The sequence below is a fragment of the Streptomyces showdoensis genome (genome assembly GCF_039535475.1).
Lineage (GTDB): Bacteria > Actinomycetota > Actinomycetes > Streptomycetales > Streptomycetaceae > Streptomyces > Streptomyces showdoensis.
This window is the reverse complement of the sequence record NZ_BAAAXG010000026.1, coordinates 550,148-571,960: the sequence shown is the minus strand read 5'-3', so window position 1 is coordinate 571,960 and position 21,813 is coordinate 550,148. Positions and strand designations below refer to the sequence as shown.

Here is a 21,813-nt window from a genome sequence, read left to right as displayed (position 1 = left end):
TCTGGAGGCATCCTAGCTTAGATTCAATCTAAAGTTGAGTGGTGTCCGGATCCGGTCGCGGTGGCGTGGTCTAGTGCTGGCTGTAGCCGTCCAGGAAGGTGCCGATCCGGGTGACCGCGTCCGCCAGGTCCGGGGCGGCGGGCAGGGTGACGATCCGGAAGTGGTCCGGCTCGTGCCAGTTGAAGCCGGTCCCGTGCACGACCATGATCTTCTCGGCCCGCAGCAGGTCCAGGACCATCTGCCGATCGTCCTTGATCTTGTAGACGGTCGGGTCGAGCCGCGGGAACAGGTACAGGGCGCCCTTCGGCTTCACGCAGGTCACGCCCGGGATCCGGGTGAGCAGCTCGTACGCCGTGTCGCGCTGCTCCAGCAGCCGGCCGCCCGGCAGCACCAGGTCCTCGATCGACTGCCGCCCCTGCAGGGCGGCGGCCACCGCGTGCTGGGCCGGCATGTTGGCGCACAGGCGCATGTTGGCGAGGATCGTCAGGCCCTCGATGTACGAGGTCGCGTGGTGCTTCGGGCCGCAGACCGCGAGCCAGCCGGAGCGGAAGCCCGCCACCCGGTAGTTCTTGCTCATCCCGTTGAAGGTGAGGACGAGGAGGTCGGGGGCGATCGCGGCGGTCGGGGTGTGCGTGGCGCCGTCGTAGAGGATCTTGTCGTAGATCTCGTCCGAGCAGACCACCAGGTTGTGCCGGCGGGCGATCTCCGTCAGCGAGCGGAGCATCTCGTCGTCGTAGACGGCGCCGGTCGGGTTGTTCGGGTTGATGATCACGATCGCCTTGGTGCGGTCGGTGATCTTGCGTTCGATGTCGGCCAGGTCCGGCATCCAGTCCGCCTGCTCGTCGCAGCGGTAGTGCACGGCCGTACCGCCGGCCAGCGAGACCGACGCCGTCCACAGCGGGTAGTCGGGCGCCGGGACCAGCACCTCGTCGCCGTCGTCGAGCAGCGCCTGCATCGACATCTGGATCAGCTCGGAGACGCCGTTGCCGAGGTAGATGTCCTCGACGGAGAGCGGGATGCCCTTGGTCTCGTAGTGGCTCATCACCGCGCGCCGGGCGGACAGCAGGCCCTTCGCGTCTCCGTAGCCGTGCGCGTCGGACAGGTTGCGCAGCACGTCCTCGAGGATGGCCGGCGGACACTCGAAGCCGAAGGCGGCCGGGTTGCCGGTGTTGAGCTTGAGGATGCGGTGACCCGCAGCCTCGAGCCGCATCGCCTCTTCGAGCACCGGGCCCCGGATCTCGTAACAGACGTTGGACAGCTTCGTGGACTGGATCACCTGCATGACGAGAGCTTACGGCGGGGCCGGTCGGCGCGCTCCGTGTTCTGTGCCACGTCGTGCGTCCGGACCCCCGGGCGGGTGACATGTGACCCACGTCGCTCCCGCACTGACGTGCTCCCTACAATCCCGGTTCGTGAGCCAGTACGACACGGGGGCCGACGACGGCCCGAGACGCCGCCGCAGGCACGCCTCGAAGCGCCGCGGGCCCGGTCCGCTGCTGATGGCCGGGGGCGGTGCGGTCGTGGTCCTCGGCGCGCTGGCCGCCGTCGTGGCCACCGCCTTCGACCAGGGGTCCGACCGGGGCTCCCCGCCGGGCGGGGACGGCGGCCGGGCGGGGATGCCGGCGCTGATCCAGCCGGATCCGGGGACGGGGGACGGGGGCGGCGACGGGGGGAGCGGTGTGAGCCCGTCGGGTACGGGCACGGCGTCCCCTTCCGGTCCCTCCGCGTCGGCGTCGGCGTCGGCGTCGGCCTCCGCGTCGGTGTCGGCCTCCGCCTCCGCCCCGGCCCCGCCGGCCACCGTCCCGCCGCCCGCCGGGACCGTGACTCCCACCACTCCCGGCGGGGAGCGGCCCGGAAAGTCGGGCTCCGCGCCCGGGACGAAGAGGAAGCAGCGGTAGGCCGGGCGGGCCCGCAGGATAGGTTGGTCCGTCATGTGGGTTTTCAGCACCGCCGGATGCCGGTGGCTCGGCGCGGCCGGATCGCTCGCCGTCACGGTCGGCGGCTGGACCGCCGGGACCCTGCCGGTACGCGGTGGCCGGGGCCTGTGGGAACCACGCGGCTCCGCCCTCACCGTGGCCGGTGCCGTCCTCGCGTACCTCGGGCTGACCCTGCTCATCGTCGCCTGGTGGCAGTACGGGCGGCTCCTCCTCGCCGGTGCCCGCGAGCGGGTCGGGGTCACCCTCGGCTGGTGGACGGCGCCGCTGCTGCTCGCGCCGCCGCTCTACAGCGCCGACGTCTACAGCTACATCGCCCAGGGCGCGATGGTCCTCGAAGGCCACGACGTCTACGGCGCCGGGCCCTCCGTCCTCGCCCCCGGCGAGCTCGGCGCGGACGCCGCGGCCAGCGTCGGCGGGCACTGGACGGACACCCCCGCGCCGTACGGGCCGGTCTTCCTCGTCCTCGCCCAGGCGGTCGTGAAACTCACCGGAGGGTCGGTCGTGCCGGCCGTCCTCGGCATGCGGCTCGTCGCCGTCGGTGCGCTCGCCCTGATCGTCTGGGCCGTACGGGGACTCTCCGGCGGCCGCCCCGGAGCGCTCTGGCTCGCCGCGCTCAACCCGCTGCTCCTCGTCCACGTCGTCGCCGGCATGCACAACGACGGGCTGATGATCGGCCTCATGCTCGGCGGCGTGCTGCTCGCGGTGCGGGGGCGGTGGGTGGCCGGCAGCGTGCTCGTCGGCCTCGCGGTCATGGTCAAGTCGCCGGCGGCGGTGGCGCTGCTGTTCGTCGGGATCATCGTGGCGCGGGGCTGCGGCGGGGGTGTGCGGGGGCTCGCGAAGGGGCTGCTGCCGGGGGTCGTCGCGGCGGGGGTCGCCGCGCTCGCGACCCTGGCCGCCGGGACCGGCTTCGGCTGGCTGCGCACCCAGAGCGTGGCCGGGACCATCCACACGGCGCTCTCCGTCACCAGCGACCTCGGGCTCGGGCTCGGGCTGCTCGTCGCGGACGATCCCGAGCCGGTGAAGGCGGTCGTCCAGAAGCTGGGGCTGCTGGTGGCCCTCGGGATCATCGGGGCGCTGGGGTGGCGCGCCTGGAAGGGTTCGCTCGATCCGGTGCTCGGACTCGGGCTCTCGCTGGTCGCGCTGGTGGCGCTGTCGCCGATGGTGCAGCCCTGGTACCTGCTGTGGGGGGTCTGCGGGGTCGCGGCGGTGGCGTGGGACGGGGCGTGGGGGCGGTACCTGGCGGTGGTCTCGGCGGCGCTGACGTACGAGACGGCGCCGTCGGGGCGGACCCCGGGGTACGGCTTCGCGCTGATGGGGGTGGCGCTGGTGGTGGGCGTCCTCGTCCACCGCCGCGCGGGCGGCCTCCCCGGGGCGGAGTCTTCGGGAGGGCGGCCGCACGGGACGGCGCCCGTTCCCGCACCACGACGGCGCCGCAGCCGTGGTGCGCGCACGGGCACGGGAGCCTAGGCCCCGGTCAGGGGGTCCTTCTGATCGACCGGCCGGCCAGGACGTCCGTCCGCTTGCCGTCCTCGATCACGAAGCGGCCGTCGATCAGGACGTGGGGGATGCCCACCGGGAGGGTGCGGGGGGAGGCGTACGTGGAGCCCGCCGCGACCGTGGCCGGGTCGAAGAGGGTGAGGTCGGCGCGGTAGCCCTCGCGGACCAGGCCGCGGTCGGGGAGGCGGAGGCGGGCCGCGGGGCGGGAGGTGAGGTGGGCGACGCACTCCTCCAGGGAGAGGACCCGTTCCTCGCGGACGTAGCGGCCCAGGTACTCCGGGAAGGTCCCGTAGGCGCGCGGGTGGGGCTTGTCGCCCTGGAGGATGCCGTCCGAGCCGCCCGTGTGGACCCGGTGGCGCATGATCGCGCGGACGTTCTCCTCGTGGCCCACGTGCTGGAGGATCGTCGTGCCGAGGCGGTCGGCGAGCAGGAGCTCGCGGGCCGCGGGCCAGTCGGGCACGCGACGGCCGACGGAGGCCGACAGGGCGGGGTCCGTGACGCCCGAGATCTCGATCGTGTCCCACTCGACCGGAACCCCGTGGCAGCCGTCCGAGCCGATCTCCTCCAGGTGGTGCCGGATGCGTTCGGCGGTCCCGTCGTCGCGCAGCCGCGCCAGCAGCGCCTCCGGGCCGCCCTCGTGGGCCCAGCTCGGGAGCACGGCCACCAGGGTCGTACAGCCGGGGGTGTACGGGTACGTGTCGAGGCTGATGTCCGAGCCGCCGGCCAGGGCCTCGTCGAGGAGGGCCAGGAGCTCCGGCGCCCGGCCCTCGTTGACGCCGAAGTTCATCGTGGCGTGGGCCAGGTGGAGGGCGCAGCCCGCGTCCCTCGTGAGCCGGACCATCTCCTCGTACGCCTCCAGCGCGCCCGCCCCGTAGGAGCGGTGGTGGGGGCAGTAGTAGCCGTCGTACTCGGCGACGACCCGGCACAGCTCGGTGAGCTCGGCGTCGGGCGCGTACATCCCGGGCGTGTAGGTGAGGCCGGAGGACATGCCGACCGCGCCCTGCTCCAGCCCCTCGGCGACGAGCCGCCGCATGCGGTCCAGCTCGGCCTCCGTGGCGGGGCGGTCCTCCCAGCCCACGGCGTACATCCGGACCGTGCCCTGCGGGACGAGGTAGGCGGCGTTGACCGCGATGCCCTGCCGGTCGAGGCGGTCCAGGTACTCGCCCACCGTGCGCCAGTCGAAGTCGATGTCGGAGCCGTCGCCGTTCCAGCCGGTGATGGCCCGGCGGACCTCGGCCAGCGTGCGGTCGTCGACCGGCGCGTACGACAGGCCGTCCTGGCCCAGGACCTCCAGGGTCACGCCCTGCGCGGCCTTTGCGGAGTGGTCCGGGTCCCGGAGCAGGGCCAGGTCGCTGTGGGCGTGCATGTCGATGAAGCCGGGGGACAGGACGAGGCCCTCGGCGTCCACCACGCGGCGGGCGGTGGGGCGCCGGCAGCCGGCCGCCGCGCCCTCCTTGACGATCGCGGCGATGCGGCCGTCGGCGAGGGCGACGTCCGCGCGGTAGGAGGGCGCGCCGCTGCCGTCGACGACCTCGGCGTCACGGAAGACGAGATCCATCTCGGGCTCCTCTAGAAGAAGGTGCGGATGTAGTCGACGACCGTGCCGTCCGCCTCGACGAGCGGGATCAGCTGCCACTTGTCGAAGGAGGTGCACGGGTGGGACAGGCCCATGCCGAGCCAGTCGCCGACCTCCAGGTCGGCGTCCGGGCCGGTGCGGAGCCAGCCGTGCTGGTCGGACAGGCCGGTGACGGTGACGCCGTCGGCGGGGCGGATCTCGCCGGTGCGGGCGTCGCGCACCACCTGCGCCTCGGGGAGGTGCAGGTCGTAGGCGGCGTCGCGCTTGCCGGCGTTGGTGAAGGCCTGCTCGGGCGTGGGGCGGGAGACGACCTGCGCCCAGAGCCGGAACGCGGGCTCCAGCGCGCCCTCCTCGGGGACCCGGTTGAAGGGGGTGAGGGCGCGGTAGTGGCCGGAGTCGTGGCTCACGTACGCGCCGGAGCGCAGCAGCTTCAGGACCGGCAGGGAGAGTGCGGGGAGCTCCGCGAACACCTCGGCGACGGTGTCGAACCAGGCGCTGCCGCCCGCGCTGACGACGATCTCCCCGGCGGCCGGGTCGAAGCGGCCGGCCTTGTCGAGCTCGGCGGCCAGCGCGGTCAGCCGGCGCAGCCAGGCGCGGACCCTCTCCTCGTCGGCCTGCGGGACCTCGCCCTCGTAGCCGGCGACGCCGACGAGCCGGAGGGTGGCGGTGGCCGCCACGGCCTCGGCGACGGCGAGGCAGTCGGCCTCGGTGCGGGCGCCCGTGCGGGCGCCCTCGCCGGCGCCGAGCTCGACGACCACGTCGACGGGGCGGGCGGCCGGGGCGGCGCGCAGGGCCTCGTCCATCAGCTCGACGCCGCGGACCGAGTCGACGTAGCAGACGAAGCGGAACTCCGGGTCGGCGTCGAGCTCGGCGGCCAGCCAGCGCAGGGCGGCGGCGTCGACGAGCTCGTTGGCGAGGAAGATCCGGGCGATGCCGTGGGCGCGGTAGACGCGGGCCTGGTGGGGGACGGCCGCGGTGATGCCCCAGGCGCCGTGCGCGAGCTGGCGGTCGAAGAGCTGCGGGGCCATGGAGGTCTTGCCGTGCGGCGCGAAGGCGAGGCCGTGGCGCTCCGCGTACGCCTCCAGGAGGCGCAGGTTGTGCTCGACGGACTCGGCGGAGAGGGCGAGGACGGGGGTGGTGAAGCCGCCGGTGAACAGGTTGCGGCGCTGGGCGGCCAGCTCCCCGACGGTCAGGCCCTCGGCGTCCGGCGGCAGGGCCTTGAAGCGGTGGTCGACGACCTCGTTCGCCAGGTCCGGCATGGGTCCTCCTCCTTGAGGGTTCCTGCGCGGGTTGCAACATATGCAACGCCCGTTGCGCGTATCGCTTAAGGCTGTCTAACATCCGGGCCAACGCCGGGTCAATGGACCCGGCGCCGAGCCGCCCCGCCGCACCAGCGTGAAGGAGCCCGAAGGTGACCGGAACCCCGCCTCCCGCGGACGATGCCCCGGACGTCGTCTGCCTCGGCGAATCCATGGTCACCTTCCTGCCCGACCGGCCCGGGCGCCTCGCCGACGTGCCCTCCTTCGCCCGCGGGATCGGCGGCGCCGAGTCCAACGTCGCCTGCGCCCTCGCCGCCGCCGGACACCGCGCGAAGTGGGTCGGCCGGGTCGGACGGGACGGCTTCGGCGACCACCTCGTCGAGGCGATCGGCGCGTACGGGGTCGACGTCGGCGCCGTGCGGCGCGACCCCCGCCGGCCCACCGGCGTCTACTTCCGCACCGCCACCGACCGGGCCAGCGAGGCGCACGAGGTCGTCTACTACCGGGCCGGGTCCGCCGCCTCCGCGATGTCGCCGGAGACCGTCCCGTACGCCTCCGTCGGGGACGGCCGGATCCTCCACCTGTCGGGGATCACCGCCGCGCTGTCCGAGCCCTGCCTGGCCCTCGTGCGCGAGCTGACCGCGCCCCGGGCCGGGCGGCCGCTCGTCTCCTTCGACGTCAACTTCCGCCCCGGGCTGTGGGCGGACGCGGCCGAGGGCGGGCGGCTGCTGCTGGAGCTGGCGCGCGGGGCGGACCTCGTCTTCGTCGGGGCCGACGAGGCGGAGGCGGCGTGGGGGGTGGGCGAGCCGGAGGGGATCCGGGCGCTGCTGCCCGAGCCCGCGGTGCTCGTGGTGAAGCGGGGCGGCGAGGGGGCGGTCGTGTTCGAGCGCCCCCTCGCCGCCCCGCCCGTTCCCGACCCGGGGACTCCGCTCCCGGACCTGCGCGCCACGACCGCCGGTGGCGCTCCCGGAACCGCCGCCGCACCCCCCGACCTCGTCGTCTCCGTCCCCGCCCCCCGCGTCGACGTCGTCGCCCCCGTCGGCGCCGGGGACGCCTTCGCCGCCGGGTTCCTCTCCGGGACGCTGCGCGGGCTCGGGAGCGTCGCCCGGGTGCGGCACGGGCACCTGATGGCCGCCGCCGCGCTCACCGTCCCCGGGGACCTCGCCGTGCCGCCCCGGCGCGCCCGCGCCGACCGGCTCGCCGGACTCGACGACGCCGCCTGGGGGAGACTGCACCTCGGCCCCGGCTGGACGGGGGACGACCAGGAGGTACGTACGCCATGAGCCAGACCGTCGACCGCGCGCTCAGCATCCTGCCGTTGCTCGCGCAGGGGCCCGCCGACCTCGGCCAGGTCGCCGACCGGCTCGGCGTGCATAAGTCCACCGCGCTGCGCCTGCTGCGGACCCTCCACGAGCACGGGCTCGTCTACCGGCAGCAGGACCAGCGCTACCGCCTCGGCGCCCGGCTCTTCGCGCTCGCCCAGGAGGCCGTCGAGAACCTCGACATCCGGGAGATCGCGCATCCCCATCTCGCCGCCCTCAACGAGCAGATCGGCCACACGGTCCACCTCGCCGTCCACGAGGAGGGCGAGGTGCTCTACATCGACAAGGTCGAGAGCCGCTACCCGGTGCGCATGTACTCGCGGATCGGCAAGCCGGTCGCCATCACCGTCGCCGCCGTCGCCAAGCTGCTCCTCGCCGACCTGCCCGAGCACGAGCGCCGCGCCCTCGCGGCCAAGCTGGACTACCCCCTGTACACGCCCCGTTCGACGCCCAACGCCGCCGCCTTCCTCAAGGAGCTGGCGACCGTGCGCGAACAGGGCTGGGCCACCGACCTCGGTGGCCACGAGGAGTCGATCAACTGCGTCGGCGCGCCCATCCGCGGCGCCGACGGCCGGGTCGTCGCCGCCATGTCGGTCTCCGCGCCGAACGTCGTGGTGACCGCGGAGGAACTCCTCACCCTCCTCCCGCTGGTGCGCCGCACCGCCGAGGACATCAGCCGCGACTACTCCGGAAACGCCCCCAGGAAAGACAGTTAGGACACCGCACCATGACCGAGAAGACCGCCCTCGTCCCCGCCACCCACACCGCCCCGCCCGCCAAGTTCTCGCACGGCGTGAAGAAGGGCAACATCCTCCAGGTCGCCGGCCAGGTCGGCTTCCTGCCCGCCGTCGAGGGGCAGCCCCCGACGCCGGCCGGCCCGACCCTGCGCGAGCAGACCCTCCAGACCTTCGCCAACGTCAAGGCGATCCTGGAGGAGGGCGGCGCCTCCTGGGACGACGTGATGATGATGCGCGTCTACCTCACGGACGTCGACCACTTCGCCGAGATGAACGAGATCTACAACGCCTACTTCGAGGAGCAGGACCTCAAGGCCCCCGCCTCGGCGCGCACGACGGTCTACGTCGGCCTGCCCAAGGGCCTGCTCATCGAGATCGACGCACTGGCGGTCCTGAGCTGATCCCCCCCGCTCCACCAGCCGCACCACGGCACGGCGTTCACCCCCGGAACGCCGTGCCGCGCTCCACCCTGCCCAGAACGGAACACCTGAACGAGAACCGAGGTCCCCCCTCCATGCACCTCACCCCCCTCGCCGCCGACGCGCCCCCCGCCCCTCCCCACACCGGCGGCCTGCTGCTCCTGATACCCGGCACCGCGGGACTGCTCACCGTCGCAGCCCTCGGCATCGCCCTGCTGCTCCTCCTCATCATCAAGGTGCGGCTGCAGCCCTTCGTCGCCCTGCTCGCCGTCTCCCTCTCCGTCGGCCTCGCCGCCGGCCTGTCGGTCACCGAACTCTTCGGCACCGTCCAGAAGTCCGCCGCCACCTCCGTCATCGAGAACGGCATGGGCGGCATCCTCGGCCATGTCGCCATCATCATCGGCCTCGGCACCATGCTCGGCGCGATCCTGGAGGTCTCCGGCGGCGCCGAGGTGCTGAGCAGCCGGCTGCTCGGTCTCTTCGGCGAGAAGCGCGCCCCGCTCGCGATGGGCCTGACCGGCCTCGTCTTCGGCATCCCGGTCTTCTTCGACGTCGGCATCTTCGTCCTCGCGCCGATCGTCTACGCCGCCGCCAAGCGCTCCGGAAAATCGATTCTGCTCTACTGCATGCCGCTGCTCGCCGGCCTGTCGATGACCCACGCCTTCCTGCCGCCGCACCCCGGTCCGGTGGCCGCCGCGGGCCTGCTGCACGTCTCGCTCGGCTGGGTCATCCTCATGGGCGTCGTGGTCGGCGTCCCCGCCGTCCTCGCCGCCTGGGCGTACGCCGCCTGGATCGGCAAGCGGATCTTCGTCGAGGTCCCGCAGGACATGCTGGACGCCGCCGAGGAGGCCAAGCGGCAGGTGGACGCCGAGCGCGCGGGCGGCTCCGAGGCGCCCGTACCGCTGGCCACCGTCCTGTTCATCATCGGCACGCCGCTGGTGCTCATCCTCGCCTCGACCTTCTCGTCCATCGCGCTCGACGAGTCCACCCTCCGCTCGGTCGTCGAGTTCTTCGGCAACCCGTTCGTCGCCCTGACGATCGCGCTGCTCCTCGCGTACTACCTGCTCGGCATCCGCCGCGGCTGGAGCCGCGCGTCCCTGGAGCAGGTGTCCACGTCCTCCCTGAAGCCGGTCGGCAACATCCTGCTCGTGGTCGGCGCGGGCGGGGTCTTCGGCGCGGTCCTCAAGGCGAGCGGGGTGGCCCAGGCGCTCTCCGACACCTTCGACGGCATCGGCCTGCCCGTCATCGTCCTCGCCTACCTGATCTCCCTGGTCCTGCGCGTCGCCCAGGGCTCGGCCACCGTCGCCATCGTCACCACGGCCGGCATCGTGCTCCCGCTGGTCGAGGGCGGAGACCACTCGCAGGCCTTCCTCGCCCTGGTCATCATGGCCATCTCGGCGGGCTCGATCTTCGCCTCGCACGTCAACGACGGGGGCTTCTGGATGGTCTCCAAGTACTTCGGGATCTCGGAACGGGACACCCTGAAGTCCTGGACGGTGCTGGAGTCGGTGCTGTCGCTGGCCGGCTTCGCGGTGGCGGCGGCGCTGAGCCTGGTCGTGTAGCCGGCGCGCGGCCGGGAGCGCGGCCGGCGGGTTCGGCGAGGGGCGCTTGCCTTCCTCACAGCATCGTCGTCCATACTTCCGGCGTGGAGCAGAGCACAGGACCCAGCAGCATTCCGCCCCTCCAAGGCGCCGCGGCCGATCCGGCGTTCGTCCCCGGCATCACGGGGCCACGCCCGGAAGCGGCGGTGGAGCCGGCAGGACCGGCGGTGAGTGACGTGGCCGACGACGGGGCCGTCGACGTGGCCGAGGACGCGGCCGACGAGGTGGCCGTCGACGTGGCCGAGGCCGCCGAGGACGCGGCCGACGAGGTGGCCGTCGACGTGGCCGAGGTCGCCGAGGAGGAGGCCGTCGAGGACGCCGTCCCCGACGGGCCCGTCTTCGAGGCCGCCGACCGGCGGGCCCGGATCGTCGCCGACGGCGAGGGCGTACGGCTCAGCCTCGACGAGGAGAGCTGCGACTTCCGCTGGGACGAGATCGGCGCGGTGGAGACCGCGGCGGGGCGTTTCGGCAAGCGGTTCACCGTCACCGTGCACACCCCTGACCGGCGCTGGTACCCGATCGAGATCGACGCACCGGCCAGGGGACGCATCACGGAGTGGGAGTCACAGCTCGACGCGGTGCTGGACGCCTACTTCGACGAGAACGCGTAGCCGTACCGCTCACGAGCAGTACTGCGCGGCCTTGCCGATCGAGCGGTACATGCAGTCGCTGTTCTCCAGGAGCTGGAGCACGGCGTCGCGGTTGCGGCTGGTCTCCCGCTCGATCACCTCGTCGGGCGGGTAGAAGCCGCCGCTCCAGGAGTCGGTCGGGTACATCTCGAAGGTGTACGCGAAGATCTTCTGCGCGCCCCACAGGTAGTCGTCGATCGACCCGTCCGTGATGTACAGGTCGCTGGACTGCTCGGGGGTGTAGCCGTTGCTCGTCGCCATCTTCTTGCCGACGGTGGCGAAGGCGTCGCGGTCGTCCTGGGTCATGCCCGTGGCGGTGTCCGCGGTGGTCCAGCCGAAGGGCCACAGGACCAGTTCGCTGTAGGTGTGGAAGTCGATGCCGGTCTTGATCTGCTGCTTGCCCCCGACGACCCGGGAGCGGACGAAGTCGGCGACGACCTTCACCTCGGGCGCGGACTCGGGCGCCGTGCCGCGGTAGGTCTCGGAGCTCTTGGAGCCGGAGGAGCCGCCGCAGCAGCCCCACTTGTAGTCCCAGTTGCGGTTCATGTCCGTACCGACGTACGAGGAACCGGAGTTGGGCTGCCGGTTCTTGCGCCAGCTGCGGTAGGAGCCGCTGGCGATGTCGTACTCGCCGCCGTCCGGGTTCAGGTCCGGCACGATCCAGATCTCGCGGCTGTTCACCATGGTGGTGATCCGGGAGTCCGTGCCGTAGCCCGCGCCGAGCTCGCGCAGCAGGTAGAGCGCCATCTCGACGGTGAGGTGCTCACGGGCGTGCTGGTGGTGGGTGAAGAGGACCTCGGGCTCGGCCTCGTCGGTGGCGACGTTGTCGCTGACCTTGATCGCGATGATGTCCCGGCCCTGGTACGTCTTGCCGATCACCCGCTTGTTCATGATGGACGGGTAGGCGGCGAGCCGCTGGTCGATCTCGGCGTTCATCTCCGCGTAGTTGTGGTACTTCGCGTCGGCGGAGGGGAAGTCGAGCGGACCGAGGGCGCTGGTGGCGGCCTTGCCCCGGTCGGGCGGGGCGGGCAGGGCGACGGGCTTGTAGCCGAGGCTCTTGAGGTGGGCCGCCTGCTGGGCGTTGGCGCTGACCACGACGTGGCCGGCGTCGACCTCGTCGATGGAGACGCCGGTGGCGGTGAGGGCGGTGCGTTCGGCGGGGGTGGCGGGTCCGGCGATCTCGTACTGCCGGATCACCTCGTCCCCGCCGCGGGTGGCGGCGGCCGGCGCCGGGTCGGCCCCGGCGGGTGTCGCGAGTGCGGAGATCGGCGCCGCCAGGGCGAGCGCCAGGAGGCCGGCCAGCGCGGCCGACCTTCTTCCGCGGATACGAAGTCGCATGCTGTCTCCTGGGTGGGGAGTGTGGGGGAGTGCGACAGACGGTCGTGCGGTGGTGACATGGTGAGGCTGTGACATGGACCGGTCAAGCGGTCGGGTTCGGCCACATTCTTCCGGCCCCGGACCCCGGAAACGGCGCAGCGCCGCCGGGGGAGCGGCGGCGCTGCGGGGGGATTCCCCCGAAGGGGCGAGGGGGTGCGGGCGTTACGGGAGGCCGTGGACGTGCGGGCCGACCGCGTTCGACCAGGCGTTGCCGGCCGTCGCGTCCCAGTTGGTGGACCAGGTCATCGCGCCCCGGATGTTCGGGTAGGTCTGCGACGGCTTGAAGCTGCCGCAGCCGGTGCCCTTGGCGAGGCAGTCCAGGGCGTTCTTCACGATCTGCGGGTCGACGTAGCCGCTGCCGGCGCCCCGGGTCGAGGCGGGGACCCCGAGGCCGATCTGGGAGGCGTCGAGGCCGCCCTGGAGCTGGATGCAGGCGAGCGCGGTGAGGAAGTCCACCGAGCCCTGGCTGTAGACCTTGCCGTCGCAGCCGAGCATCGAGCCGCTGTTGTAGTACTGCATGTTGACCACCGTGAGGATGTCCTTCACGGCGAGCGCGGTCTTGAAGTACTCGGTGCCGGTCGACTGCATGTCGATGGTCTGCGGGGCCATCGTGAGCACGAGCGACGAGCCGGCCTTGGCGGAGAGCTGGCGCAGCGCCTTGGTCAGGTACGTCGAGTTGATGCCGTGCTCCAGGTCGATGTCGACCCCGTTGAAGCCGTACTCCTGCATCAGGGCGTACGCGCTGTCGGCGAAGGCGGTCGCGGAGGCGTCGCTGTTGATGGTGACGTTCCCCTTCTCGCCGCCGACCGAGAGGATGACGGACTTGCCGGCCGCCTTCTTCGCGGCGACGTCCGCCTTGAAGTCGGCGACGGAGGCGTAGCCGACCGCCGGGTCGAGGTTGAAGGTGAGCTGCCCGGCCGTGGTGGTGGCGTCGGCGAAGGAGACGGCGATGATGTCGTACTGCGCCTGGACGTCCCGCAGCTTCTGCTTGGCGGCGCCGTTGTCGAAGTTCTGCCAGTAGCCGGTCAGCGCGTGCTTGGGCACGGCCGGGCCGGGGCCCGGGTCGGTGACCTGGGCGGTCTTCGCGGAGACGACGGCCGACTTGGCGGACTCGCCGGCGGCGTTGGTCGCGGAGACCTGGAACTGGTAGGTGGTGTTGGCGGTCAGGCCGGTCACGGTGGCCGAGGCGCTGTTGACCGTGGTCGCGAGGGCGCCGTCCTTGTAGACCTTGTAGCCGGTCGCGTTGGAGACCGCGCCCCAGCTCAGCGGGACGGACGAGGAGGTGGGCGTGCCCGCGGCGAGGCCGGCCGGGACGGCCGGGATCGTCGGCTGCGGGTCGGTGCCGCCGCCCCCGTCGGGCCCGAAGACGCTCACGTCGTCGACGGAGTACGCGGCCGTGCCGTACCAGCCGTGCGTGTAGATCTGCACCGAGGTGGTGTTCGCGCCGGTGGTGAAGGTGGTCGTCAGCTGCTTCCAGCCGGCGCTGTCCGGGGTCCAGGTGGAGACGTCGGTGGTGCCGGTGCCGGTCGCGCCGAGGTACGCGTAACCGCCCTGCACCCACGCGCTCAGCGTGTAGGTGGAGCTCGGCTTCACCGTCACGGTCTGGGTGCACTTGGCGTTGTCGAGGCCGGCCGGGGTGGCCCGCAGGGCGCCGGCCCCGGTGCGTACCGGCGAGGAGACGACGGTGCCGCTGCCCGCGGAACAGGCCCAGTTGGCGAAGCCGTTCTCGAAGCCGGCGTTCTTGGCCACGTTGACGTCCGCGGCCTGGGCGGTGCCGGTGCCGACGGCGAAGACGAGTCCGGCGCCGACGGCGAGCGCCAGGGCGGCTCTGGTGGTGCGGTCCACTTGCTGCCTCCGGGGGAGTGGGGGAGGGCGGGGGGGAGGGGAGGCCGTACGCCTTCGTACGGAGGTGCGGAACGGTGGCCACCGTCGGGGGAACAAGCTGGTCCAGACCAATCGGGTTGTCAAGACCTCTGACGGGAACCGCAGTTCAGGGCCGCCCGCGGCGGAGCGTCCACCGGCCGAGAAAGTGACGGAGCTTGAAGGATTGTCTGTTCACCACCCCGGGGGACGTGGATAAAGTGCAGGGGCGTGACGCTGCGAACGCAGCATGTAGTGGTCAGTGAGGGATCGGGGGAGCCCGGCGTGCCGACAGCGATTGCGGTCACCAGCCCCGACCTGGTGCTGCCGCCCACCGACCCCCAGACGCCCCCCGCGGCCGTCCTGCCCGGGCCCGACACCCGTTCGCTCGACGCCGCCCTCGCCGACGTGCAGCTCCTGCTCGAACGCCACGGGCACGTGATCGTCGTCTGCCCCACCTCCGCGCCGGCCGCGACCGAGCAGCGCCTGCACACGGTCCGCTCGCTGCTCGAATCCGACCGGATCGCGATCGTCAGGACCGCCCTGCCGCCGCTCGGCGCCGCCGTCCTCGTCCGCCAGCTGCGCCAGCTCTCCGGCTGCGACTTCAGCCCCGGAGTCCTCGCCTCCGCCGCCCGGCTGCTCACCCACTACGTGTACGCCGGCGCCGTCCTCGGCTCCGTCGCCCGTCTCGACCGGGTCCCGGTCGGGCTCACCTCGCACGTCAAGGGCTGGCTCCCCGGCGCCCAGTTCGGCGTCCTGGCCGGACCCGTGGCCGAACTCGTACGGATCGGATCCGGCGGCCACGGCGCCTCCGACGCGCTCACAGGCCCCGAGTTCACCACCGACCTCGTGCTCGCCCGCGGCCAGCTCCAGACCGACTGGCCGACCGCCGCCCTCGCCCCGCGCTGGCAGGTCCGCGCGGTCCAGGAGACCGCGCTGCCCGAGTCCTCGCCCCGCTGGTGGGGCACCGGCAAGCTGGTCGAGTTCGCCGCCCACCTCGCCGACCTGCCCGTCCTGCACCAACTGGTCTCCTCCGTACGGCGGGAGACCTGCCACTGGTGCCGGATGGAGCTCATCGGCGACCGCTGCGGCTTCTGCGTGGCCCCGCTGCCCACGGCCGAACCGACCCCGGCGACCGCCCCGTCCCGCTAGCCACCGCCCGCCCCGTCAGCCCGTCCCGCCCCGTCAGCCCCGCCCGCCCCGTCCATCGAGTCCATCGCGTCCCACGTCCACGATCGAGGTAGTACGGCCATGAACTCCCGCCAGCGCCGTGGTGTCATCCTGCTGCTGCTCTCCGTCCTGTGCGCCCTCGGCGCCTTCGCCGGCGTGCTCTCGGTGATCGGCGACGTGAACTCGAAGGTCGGGCCCGAGGTCACCGCGTACCGGGTCAAGGACGACATCCAGCCGTACACCCCGCTCGGCCCCGGCCGCTTCGAGAAGATCACGATGCCCGAGCGCTGGCTGCCGGCCACCGCCGTCACCGACCTCGCCCAGACCGAGGGCAAGATCGCCGTCACCACCCTCAAGGCCGGCTCGCTCCTCCAGAGCGACATGATCGTCAAGCGCCCGGCGCTCGAACCCGGGCAGCAGGAGATCGCCATCATGATCGACGCCGCCACCGGAGTGGCCGGCAAGATCACCCCCGGCTCCACCGTCAACATCTACGCCACCTTCGCCGGCGAACGCGGCGGCCAGGCCGCCCAGTCCAAGATGATCGTCGCCGGCGCCCGGGTCATCGACGTCGGCGAACTCACCGCCCTCACCCCCTCGCGCGAGGACCGCAACCGGGCCACCGAGGCCGTCCCGATCACCTTCGCGCTCTCCACCGTCGACACCCAGCGCGTCGCCTACGCCGAGTCCTTCGCCCAGCACGTCCGCCTCGCCCTCGTCGCGCCCGGCGGCAGCACCCCGCCCGACGCCCGCGACCGCACCTACACGCTCGACAAGGACAAGTGAGGCCCCGCATGACCACCAGGATCCTGCCGGCGGTCGGCGACGCGGACGCGGCCCGCGCGGTCACCACCCTCATCGGCCAGCTCCCCGACGCCGAACCCGCCGCCCCCGTCGCCGACTCCACCCAGCTCGTCGACACCCTGGCCCGCCTCGCCGCCGAGTCCCTCGACGAACTCCCCGAGGTCGTCCTCGTCCACGAGCGGATCGGACCGGTGCCCGCGCTGGAGCTGATCCGCGAGGTCGCCCTCCGCTTCCCCGCCGTCGGCGTCGTCCTCATCACCGCCGACGCCAGTCCCGTGCTGTTCTCCGCCGCCATGGACTCCGGGGCCCGCGGCCTCGTCACCCTCCCGCTCGGCTACGAGGAGCTGGCCAGCCGCGTCCAGGCCGCCGCCCAGTGGTCCACCGGGGTCCGCCGCCACCTCGGCGCCGGGACCGAGGCCCTCACCGGACCCGGCGGCCGGGTCGTCACCGTCAGCGGCGCCAAGGGCGGCGTCGGCACCACCGTCACCGCCGTCCACCTCGCCCTCGCCGCCCGCGCCTCCGGCCACACCGTCGCTCTCGTCGACATGGACCTCCAGGGCGGCGACATCGCCTCCTACCTCGACGTGCAGTTCCGCCGCTCGCTCGCCGACCTCGCCGCCGTCGACGACATCTCGCCCCGGGTCCTCCAGGACGCGGTGTACGTCCACGAGACCGGCGTCAGCCTGCTCCTCGCCCCCGCCGAGGGCGAGCGCGCCGAGGAGGTCACCGACCGCTCCGCGCGCCAGATCGTCAGCGCCCTCCGCAGCCGCCACGAGGTCGTCGTCATCGACTGCGGCACCCACCTCGACGGGGCGAGCGCCGCCGCCGTCGAGATGGCCGACACGGCCCTGCTGGTGACCACCCCCGACGTGGTCGCGGTCCGGGCGGCCAAGCGGGCGGTACGGATGTGGGACCGCCTCCAGGTCCGCAAGCCGGAGGAGACCACCATGCTGGTCAACCGCCACCACCGGTCCACCGAGATCCAGCCGCCCCTGGTCCAGAAGATCACCGGCACCCGCATCGCGGGCGTCACGGTCCCCGCCCACTTCAAGGAGCTCGCCGCCGTCGTCGACGCGGGCCGCCTCCACGACCTCGACGCCCGCTCGACCGTCAAGCAGGCGCTGTGGGCGCTGGCGGGCGAGCTCGGGCTCGTGAAGACCGGCGGCGGATCCGCCCAGGGCAAGGAGCTCGTACGGGGCGGGGAGCGCGGCGCCCTGGGGCTGCGGCGGCGCGGGGCGGGACGCTGAGATGAGACGCGGGGAGCGGGACGACAGGGGGCAGGTGGCGATCGAGTTCGTCGGCATGCTGCCCCTGATCCTGCTCACGCTGGTGCTGCTGTGGCAGTGCGTGCTGATCGGCTACACGTTCACCCTCGCCGGCAACGCCGCCGACGAGGCGGCCCGCGCGGGCGCCGTGGGCGACGACTGCGGGGAGGCGGCCGAGCGGCACCTGGACGGCGCCTGGGCCGCGGGCGCCTCGGCGGGCTGCGAGCGGGACGGCGGGCTGGTGCGGGCCACGGTGAAGCTGCGCGTGCCGGTGCTCTTCCCGGGCGCGATCAGCTTCCCGTTCGACGTGACCGGCGAGGCGGGGGCCGTGTGGGAGGGGGAGGGCCGATGAGGGGACGTCGACGTCTTCAGGGGCTCGGACGGCTTCTGCGCGTTGGGCGCTCCGGGCGGCTTCTGCGCGGCGGGCGCTCCGGGCGGCTCGGACGGGTCGGGCGCTCCGGCAGGCTCGGGCCGCTCGGGTGCTCCGGCCGGTTCGGACGGGTCGTGCGCTCCGGCAGGCTCGGGCCGCTCGGGTGCTCCGGCCGGTTCGGACGGGTCGTGCGCTCCGGCAGGCTCGGGCCGCTCGGGTGCTCCGGCCGGTTCGGACGGGTCGGGCGCTCCGGCAGGCTCGGGCCGCTCGGGTGCTCCGGCAGGCTCGGACGGGTTGGGCGCTCTGGCCGCCTCGGGCGGTTCGGCAGGCTCGGGCGCGGCGGGCGCTCCGGCCGGCTCGGGCGTCCGGAGGGCCTCGGGCACCCCGTGCGCCCCTCGCGCCCCGCGCGGCTTCCGGTGCGCGACCGCGGGCAGGTCGCCGTCGAGTACCTGGGCTTCCTGCCGCTCCTCCTGCTCGTCGGCCTCGTCGGCGTGCAGTTCGGCATCGCCGCGTACGCCGCCCAGCAGGCGGGCACCGGCGCGCGGGCGGCGGCGCGGGCCGCGAGCGTGGACGACCTCGACTCCGTACCGGGTCCGGCGGCCGCCGGGAAGGCGGCGATGAGCGGCTGGATCGCCGGCCACAGCACCGTGACCGAGTCCGGCGGGGTCGCGACCGTCAGCGTCGACGTGCCGTCCCTCATCCCCTTCCTGGACATGCCGACGATCACGAGGACCGCCACCATGCCCCTGCCCGACGCGCCCCAGGAGGACCGGCCGTGAGTCTCAGGTCCCGTATCGGCCACCCCGAGGAGACCGGCGCCGGAGGCGGCGGCCGGGAGGACGGACACCTCGTCGCGTCCTTCCGGGCCAAGCTCCTGGAGGAGATCGACCTCACCGAGATGTCCGCGCTCGCCGCCGCCGAGCGCCGGGCGCGCCTGGAGCGGGTGCTCGGCCACATCATCAGCCGCGAGGGCCCCGTCCTGTCGACGGCCGAGCGGGCCCAGCTGATCCGCCGGGTGGTCGACGAGGCGCTCGGCCTCGGCGTGCTCGAACCGCTCCTGGAGGACGCGTCCATCACCGAGATCATGGTCAACGGACCCGACCAGATCTACATCGAGCGGGCCGGCCGGGTGGAACTCCTCCCGCTCCGCTTCGCCTCGCACGAGCAGCTGATGCAGACCATCGAGCGGATCGTGTCGACGGTCAACCGGCGGGTGGACGAGTCGAACCCGATGGTCGACGCCCGGCTGCCCTCCGGCGAGCGCGTCAACGTCATCATCCCGCCGCTCTCCCTCACCGGCGCCACCCTCACCATCCGCCGCTTCCCCCGCGCGTACACCCTGCACGAGATGATCGGCCTCGGCTCGCTCGACGAGCAGATGCTGCTGCTGCTCTCCGGTCTTGTCCAGGCGAAGTTCAACATCATCGTCTCCGGCGCCACCGGCACCGGGAAGACCACGCTGCTCAACGCCCTGTCCGGACTCATCCCCGACGCCGAGCGGGTCATCACGATCGAGGACTCCGCCGAACTCCAGCTCCAGCAGTCCCACGTCATCCGCCTGGAGGCCCGCCCGCCCAACATCGAGGGCCGGGGCGCCGTCACCATCCGCGACCTCGTCCGCAACTCGCTGCGCATGCGCCCCGACCGGATCGTGGTCGGCGAGGTCCGCGGCGGCGAGACCCTCGACATGCTCCAGGCCATGTCCACCGGCCACGACGGCTCGCTCGCCACCGTCCACGCCAACTCGGCCGAGGACGCCCTCATGCGACTCCAGACCCTGGCCTCCATGTCGGAGGTCAAGGTCCCCTTCGAGGCGCTGCGCGACCAGATCAACAGCGCCGTCGACGTCCTCGTCCAGCTCACCCGCCACCCCGACGGCACCCGCCGGATCACCGAGATCGCGATCCTCGCCTCCGACGGGCGCGAGCGCTACCTCCTCGCCACCGTCTGCCGCTTCCAGGCCCAGCCGCCGGCCGCCGACGGGCGGGTGTACGGGGAGTTCGCGTACCACCCGCTGCCGCGCCGGGTCGCCCAGCGGCTGTACATGGCGGGCCAGCCGATCCCGCAGGCCTTCGGCGTGGCCGCGCACGACGAACAACTGGCCGTTCGGGAAGCCAGGTAGGGAAGGAAGACCGACGTGAATCCGACTCTGCTGACCGTGGGCGCGACGCTGATCTGCTGCGTCCTGGCCGTGCTCGGCATCCGGACGTACGCGAGCGGGTCCGCCCAGCGGGCCGCGCTCATCGCCCGGCTGTCCGAGACCGGCGAGGGCGGCGAGGGCGGTACGGGCGGACGCCGCCGCCCGTTCCGCGGCATCGACCGCCGGGTGCGCCGCACCGCCTTCGGGCGCAAGCTGGAACTGCGCATCTCCGCCACCGGACTCGACATCACCCCCGGGGAGTTCGTCGTCTCCATGGCGGCGACGGTCGCCGTCCTGTGGATCACCGGCCAGGCGCTGCTGTCCCCCTTCTTCGGCCCGATCTGCGGATTCCTCGGCCTGTGGGTGGCGATGGGCTTCCTCAACTGGCAGCGGCAGAAGCGGATCGAGAAGTTCATCAACCAGCTCCCCGAGCTCTCCCGCATCCTGGCCAACGCCACCCAGGCCGGACTCGCCCTGCGGATGGCGCTCTCGCTCGCCGCCGACGAGCTGGAGGCCCCGGCCGGCGACGAACTGGAGAAGGTCGCCCAGCAGCTCGCCGTCGGCACCTCGGTCGACGAGGCCCTCGGCGAGCTGGCCGAACGCCTGCCCTCGCGTGAACTCGTCGTCCTGGTCACCACGCTGGTCCTCGCCAACCGGGCCGGCGGCACCGTCGTCTCCTCGCTGCGCAACCTCACCGAGACCCTGGAGGAGCGCAAGGAGACCCGCCGCGAGGTCCGCACCCAGCTGTCGCAGGTGAGCCTCACGGCGTACGCGGTGCCGGTCATCGGTGTCGGCTCGCTGCTGCTCATCGACAACATGCAACCGGGCGCGCTGGACCGGATGACCGGCTCGGGCATGGGGCAGCTGGCGGTGGTGATCGCCATCGCGCTCTACGGCGTGGGCTTCGTGGCCATCCGCCGCTTCTCGAAGATCGACGTGTAGGGGCGTGGAGAACGTGGAACTGCTGCTCGCCCTCCTCGCCGGGCTCTCCGTCGCCGGCGCCTGCTACGGCATCCGCCTCTACCGGGCGGACGCCAAGCTGCCCTCCGACCTCCAGCTCGCCCTGGAGGTCGGCGCCACCCGCACCGGCGCCGTCGACTCGCTCGTCGACCGGCTCGGGATGCGCTGGTCGCCCGCCGTGCTGCGGCTGATGGGCCCCAAGCGGGTCAGCTCGGTGCGCCGCCGGATCGACCTCGCGGGCAACCCCGGCGGCCTGACCATAGACCGGTACGGGGCCCGGCGCGCCGTCTACGGCTTCCTCGGCGTCTTCGGCGGCCTGCTGATGCTGGGGCGGGGCTCGTTCCTGGTCGCGGTCCTGCTCTTCGCCTTCGGCGCCTTCTGGACCGAGGTCGGCATCTGGTCCGCGGTCCGCATCCGCAAGGACCAGATCGAACGCACCCTGCCGGACTTCCTCGACGTCCTCGCCGTGGTCGTCTCCGCGGGGCTCGGCTTCCGCCAGGCGCTGGAGCGGGTGGCGGAGAAGTACGAGGGCCCGTGGGCCGACGAACTGCGCATCACCCTGCGCCAGATGGACATGGGCGTCAGCCGCCGCCAGGCCTTCGACGAACTGCGCCGGCGCAACGACTCCGAGCAGGTCGCGCAGTTCGTCACGGCGCTCCAGCAGGGCGAGGAGCTCGGCGCCCCGATCGTCGACACCCTCATCCAGATCGCCAACGACATGCGGCGCACCGACGCGCAGAACGCGCGGCGCAAGGCGGCGAAGGCGGTCCCCAAGGCGACGATGGTGATCACGACCCTGATGGTCCCGGCGACGATGATCCTGCTGGGGGCGGGCCTGTTCCTCGGCACGGGCACCGACTTCGGCTCGATCACGGGCGAATGAGGGCCGC

20 protein-coding genes are annotated in these 21,813 nt (G+C 73.0%); 15 read left to right on the top strand and 5 right to left on the bottom strand.

Features of this window, described 5'->3' with window-relative positions:
• Nucleotides 1-70 precede the first annotated feature (70 nt).
• A complete protein-coding gene (locus ABD981_RS15105; protein WP_046909839.1) occupies nt 71-1,282 on the bottom strand; it encodes a pyridoxal phosphate-dependent aminotransferase in 1,212 nt (403 codons plus the stop codon).
• A gap of 130 nt (nt 1,283-1,412) precedes the next feature.
• On the opposite strand from ABD981_RS15105, the gene ABD981_RS15100 reads away from it, so the two are divergent.
• Both ABD981_RS15100 and mptB read left to right on the top strand, forming a co-directional pair.
• Nucleotides 1,413-1,898 carry a hypothetical protein gene (locus ABD981_RS15100; protein WP_123954829.1) on the top strand — a complete coding sequence of 162 codons (486 nt, stop codon included), beginning with the start codon at nt 1,413-1,415 and terminating at the stop codon, nt 1,896-1,898.
• A gap of 33 nt (nt 1,899-1,931) precedes the next feature.
• Nucleotides 1,932-3,404 carry a polyprenol phosphomannose-dependent alpha 1,6 mannosyltransferase MptB gene (gene mptB, locus ABD981_RS15095; RefSeq protein WP_046909838.1) on the top strand — a complete coding sequence of 491 codons (1,473 nt, stop codon included), beginning with the start codon at nt 1,932-1,934 and terminating at the stop codon, nt 3,402-3,404.
• Nucleotides 3,405-3,411: 7 nt separating this feature from the next.
• Here mptB and ABD981_RS15090 read toward each other — a convergent pair whose 3' ends face one another.
• Together ABD981_RS15090 and ABD981_RS15085 are read right to left on the bottom strand one after the other, a co-directional pair.
• Nucleotides 3,412-4,992: an N-acyl-D-amino-acid deacylase family protein gene (locus tag ABD981_RS15090; RefSeq protein ID WP_046909837.1), complete on the bottom strand. Its 1,581-nt coding sequence runs from the start codon at nt 4,990-4,992 to the stop codon at nt 3,412-3,414.
• 11 nt (nt 4,993-5,003) lie between these two features.
• Nucleotides 5,004-6,269 (bottom strand): alanine racemase, encoded by a 1,266-nt coding sequence (locus ABD981_RS15085; protein WP_046909836.1) that lies wholly within the window; start codon nt 6,267-6,269, stop codon nt 5,004-5,006.
• Nucleotides 6,270-6,421: 152 nt separating this feature from the next.
• On the opposite strand from ABD981_RS15085, the gene ABD981_RS15080 reads away from it, so the two are divergent.
• The 5 genes from ABD981_RS15080 to ABD981_RS15060 all read left to right on the top strand — a co-directional run bounded on the left by ABD981_RS15080 (nt 6,422) and on the right by ABD981_RS15060 (nt 10,959).
• A complete protein-coding gene (locus ABD981_RS15080) occupies nt 6,422-7,552 on the top strand; it encodes a sugar kinase (protein WP_046909835.1) in 1,131 nt (376 codons plus the stop codon).
• Nucleotides 7,549-8,307: an IclR family transcriptional regulator gene (locus tag ABD981_RS15075; RefSeq protein WP_046909834.1), complete on the top strand. Its 759-nt coding sequence runs from the start codon at nt 7,549-7,551 to the stop codon at nt 8,305-8,307. The genes ABD981_RS15080 and ABD981_RS15075 overlap by 4 nt, the downstream gene beginning before the upstream one ends.
• 11 nt (nt 8,308-8,318) lie before the next feature.
• Nucleotides 8,319-8,729, top strand: coding sequence for a RidA family protein (locus ABD981_RS15070; RefSeq protein WP_046909833.1), 411 nt, complete (start codon nt 8,319-8,321; stop codon nt 8,727-8,729).
• Between the two features lie 113 nt (nt 8,730-8,842).
• The gene (locus tag ABD981_RS15065; protein WP_046909832.1) at nt 8,843-10,309 is read left to right on the top strand and encodes a GntP family permease; all 1,467 of its coding nucleotides are present in this window, start codon (nt 8,843-8,845) and stop codon (nt 10,307-10,309) included.
• Between the two features lie 206 nt (nt 10,310-10,515).
• Nucleotides 10,516-10,959 (top strand): hypothetical protein, encoded by a 444-nt coding sequence (locus ABD981_RS15060; RefSeq protein WP_240495354.1) that lies wholly within the window; start codon nt 10,516-10,518, stop codon nt 10,957-10,959.
• Nucleotides 10,960-10,968: 9 nt separating this feature from the next.
• Here the strand turns inward: ABD981_RS15060 and ABD981_RS15055 are convergent, their stop codons facing one another.
• Nucleotides 10,969-12,315, bottom strand: coding sequence for a M14 family metallopeptidase (locus tag ABD981_RS15055; protein ID WP_046909830.1), 1,347 nt, complete (start codon nt 12,313-12,315; stop codon nt 10,969-10,971).
• A gap of 201 nt (nt 12,316-12,516) precedes the next feature.
• The gene (locus tag ABD981_RS15050; RefSeq protein ID WP_046909829.1) at nt 12,517-14,199 is read right to left on the bottom strand and encodes a chitinase; all 1,683 of its coding nucleotides are present in this window, start codon (nt 14,197-14,199) and stop codon (nt 12,517-12,519) included.
• A gap of 300 nt (nt 14,200-14,499) precedes the next feature.
• On the opposite strand from ABD981_RS15050, the gene ABD981_RS15045 reads away from it, so the two are divergent.
• From ABD981_RS15045 to ABD981_RS15010, 8 genes are all read left to right on the top strand, one after another.
• Entirely contained in the window at nt 14,500-15,366 is an 867-nt protein-coding gene (locus ABD981_RS15045; RefSeq protein WP_046909828.1) for a hypothetical protein, read from the top strand.
• 99 nt (nt 15,367-15,465) lie between these two features.
• Complete coding sequence (cpaB, locus tag ABD981_RS15040) at nt 15,466-16,170, top strand: Flp pilus assembly protein CpaB (protein ID WP_046909827.1); 705 nt, start codon at nt 15,466-15,468, stop codon at nt 16,168-16,170.
• 8 nt (nt 16,171-16,178) lie between these two features.
• A complete protein-coding gene (locus ABD981_RS15035) occupies nt 16,179-17,435 on the top strand; it encodes a CpaE/TadZ family protein (RefSeq protein WP_046909826.1) in 1,257 nt (418 codons plus the stop codon).
• A 1-nt stretch (nt 17,436) separates the two neighbouring features.
• Complete coding sequence (locus ABD981_RS15030) at nt 17,437-17,805, top strand: TadE/TadG family type IV pilus assembly protein (protein ID WP_046909825.1); 369 nt, start codon at nt 17,437-17,439, stop codon at nt 17,803-17,805.
• 404 nt (nt 17,806-18,209) lie between these two features.
• Complete coding sequence (locus ABD981_RS15025) at nt 18,210-18,602, top strand: TadE/TadG family type IV pilus assembly protein (RefSeq protein ID WP_046909824.1); 393 nt, start codon at nt 18,210-18,212, stop codon at nt 18,600-18,602.
• Entirely contained in the window at nt 18,599-19,945 is a 1,347-nt protein-coding gene (locus ABD981_RS15020; protein ID WP_046909823.1) for a TadA family conjugal transfer-associated ATPase, read from the top strand. The genes ABD981_RS15025 and ABD981_RS15020 overlap by 4 nt, the downstream gene beginning before the upstream one ends.
• A gap of 15 nt (nt 19,946-19,960) precedes the next feature.
• Nucleotides 19,961-20,905 (top strand): type II secretion system F family protein, encoded by a 945-nt coding sequence (locus ABD981_RS15015; protein ID WP_046909822.1) that lies wholly within the window; start codon nt 19,961-19,963, stop codon nt 20,903-20,905.
• A gap of 13 nt (nt 20,906-20,918) precedes the next feature.
• Nucleotides 20,919-21,806, top strand: coding sequence for a DUF5936 domain-containing protein (locus ABD981_RS15010; RefSeq protein WP_046909866.1), 888 nt, complete (start codon nt 20,919-20,921; stop codon nt 21,804-21,806).
• Nucleotides 21,807-21,813 lie beyond the last annotated feature (7 nt).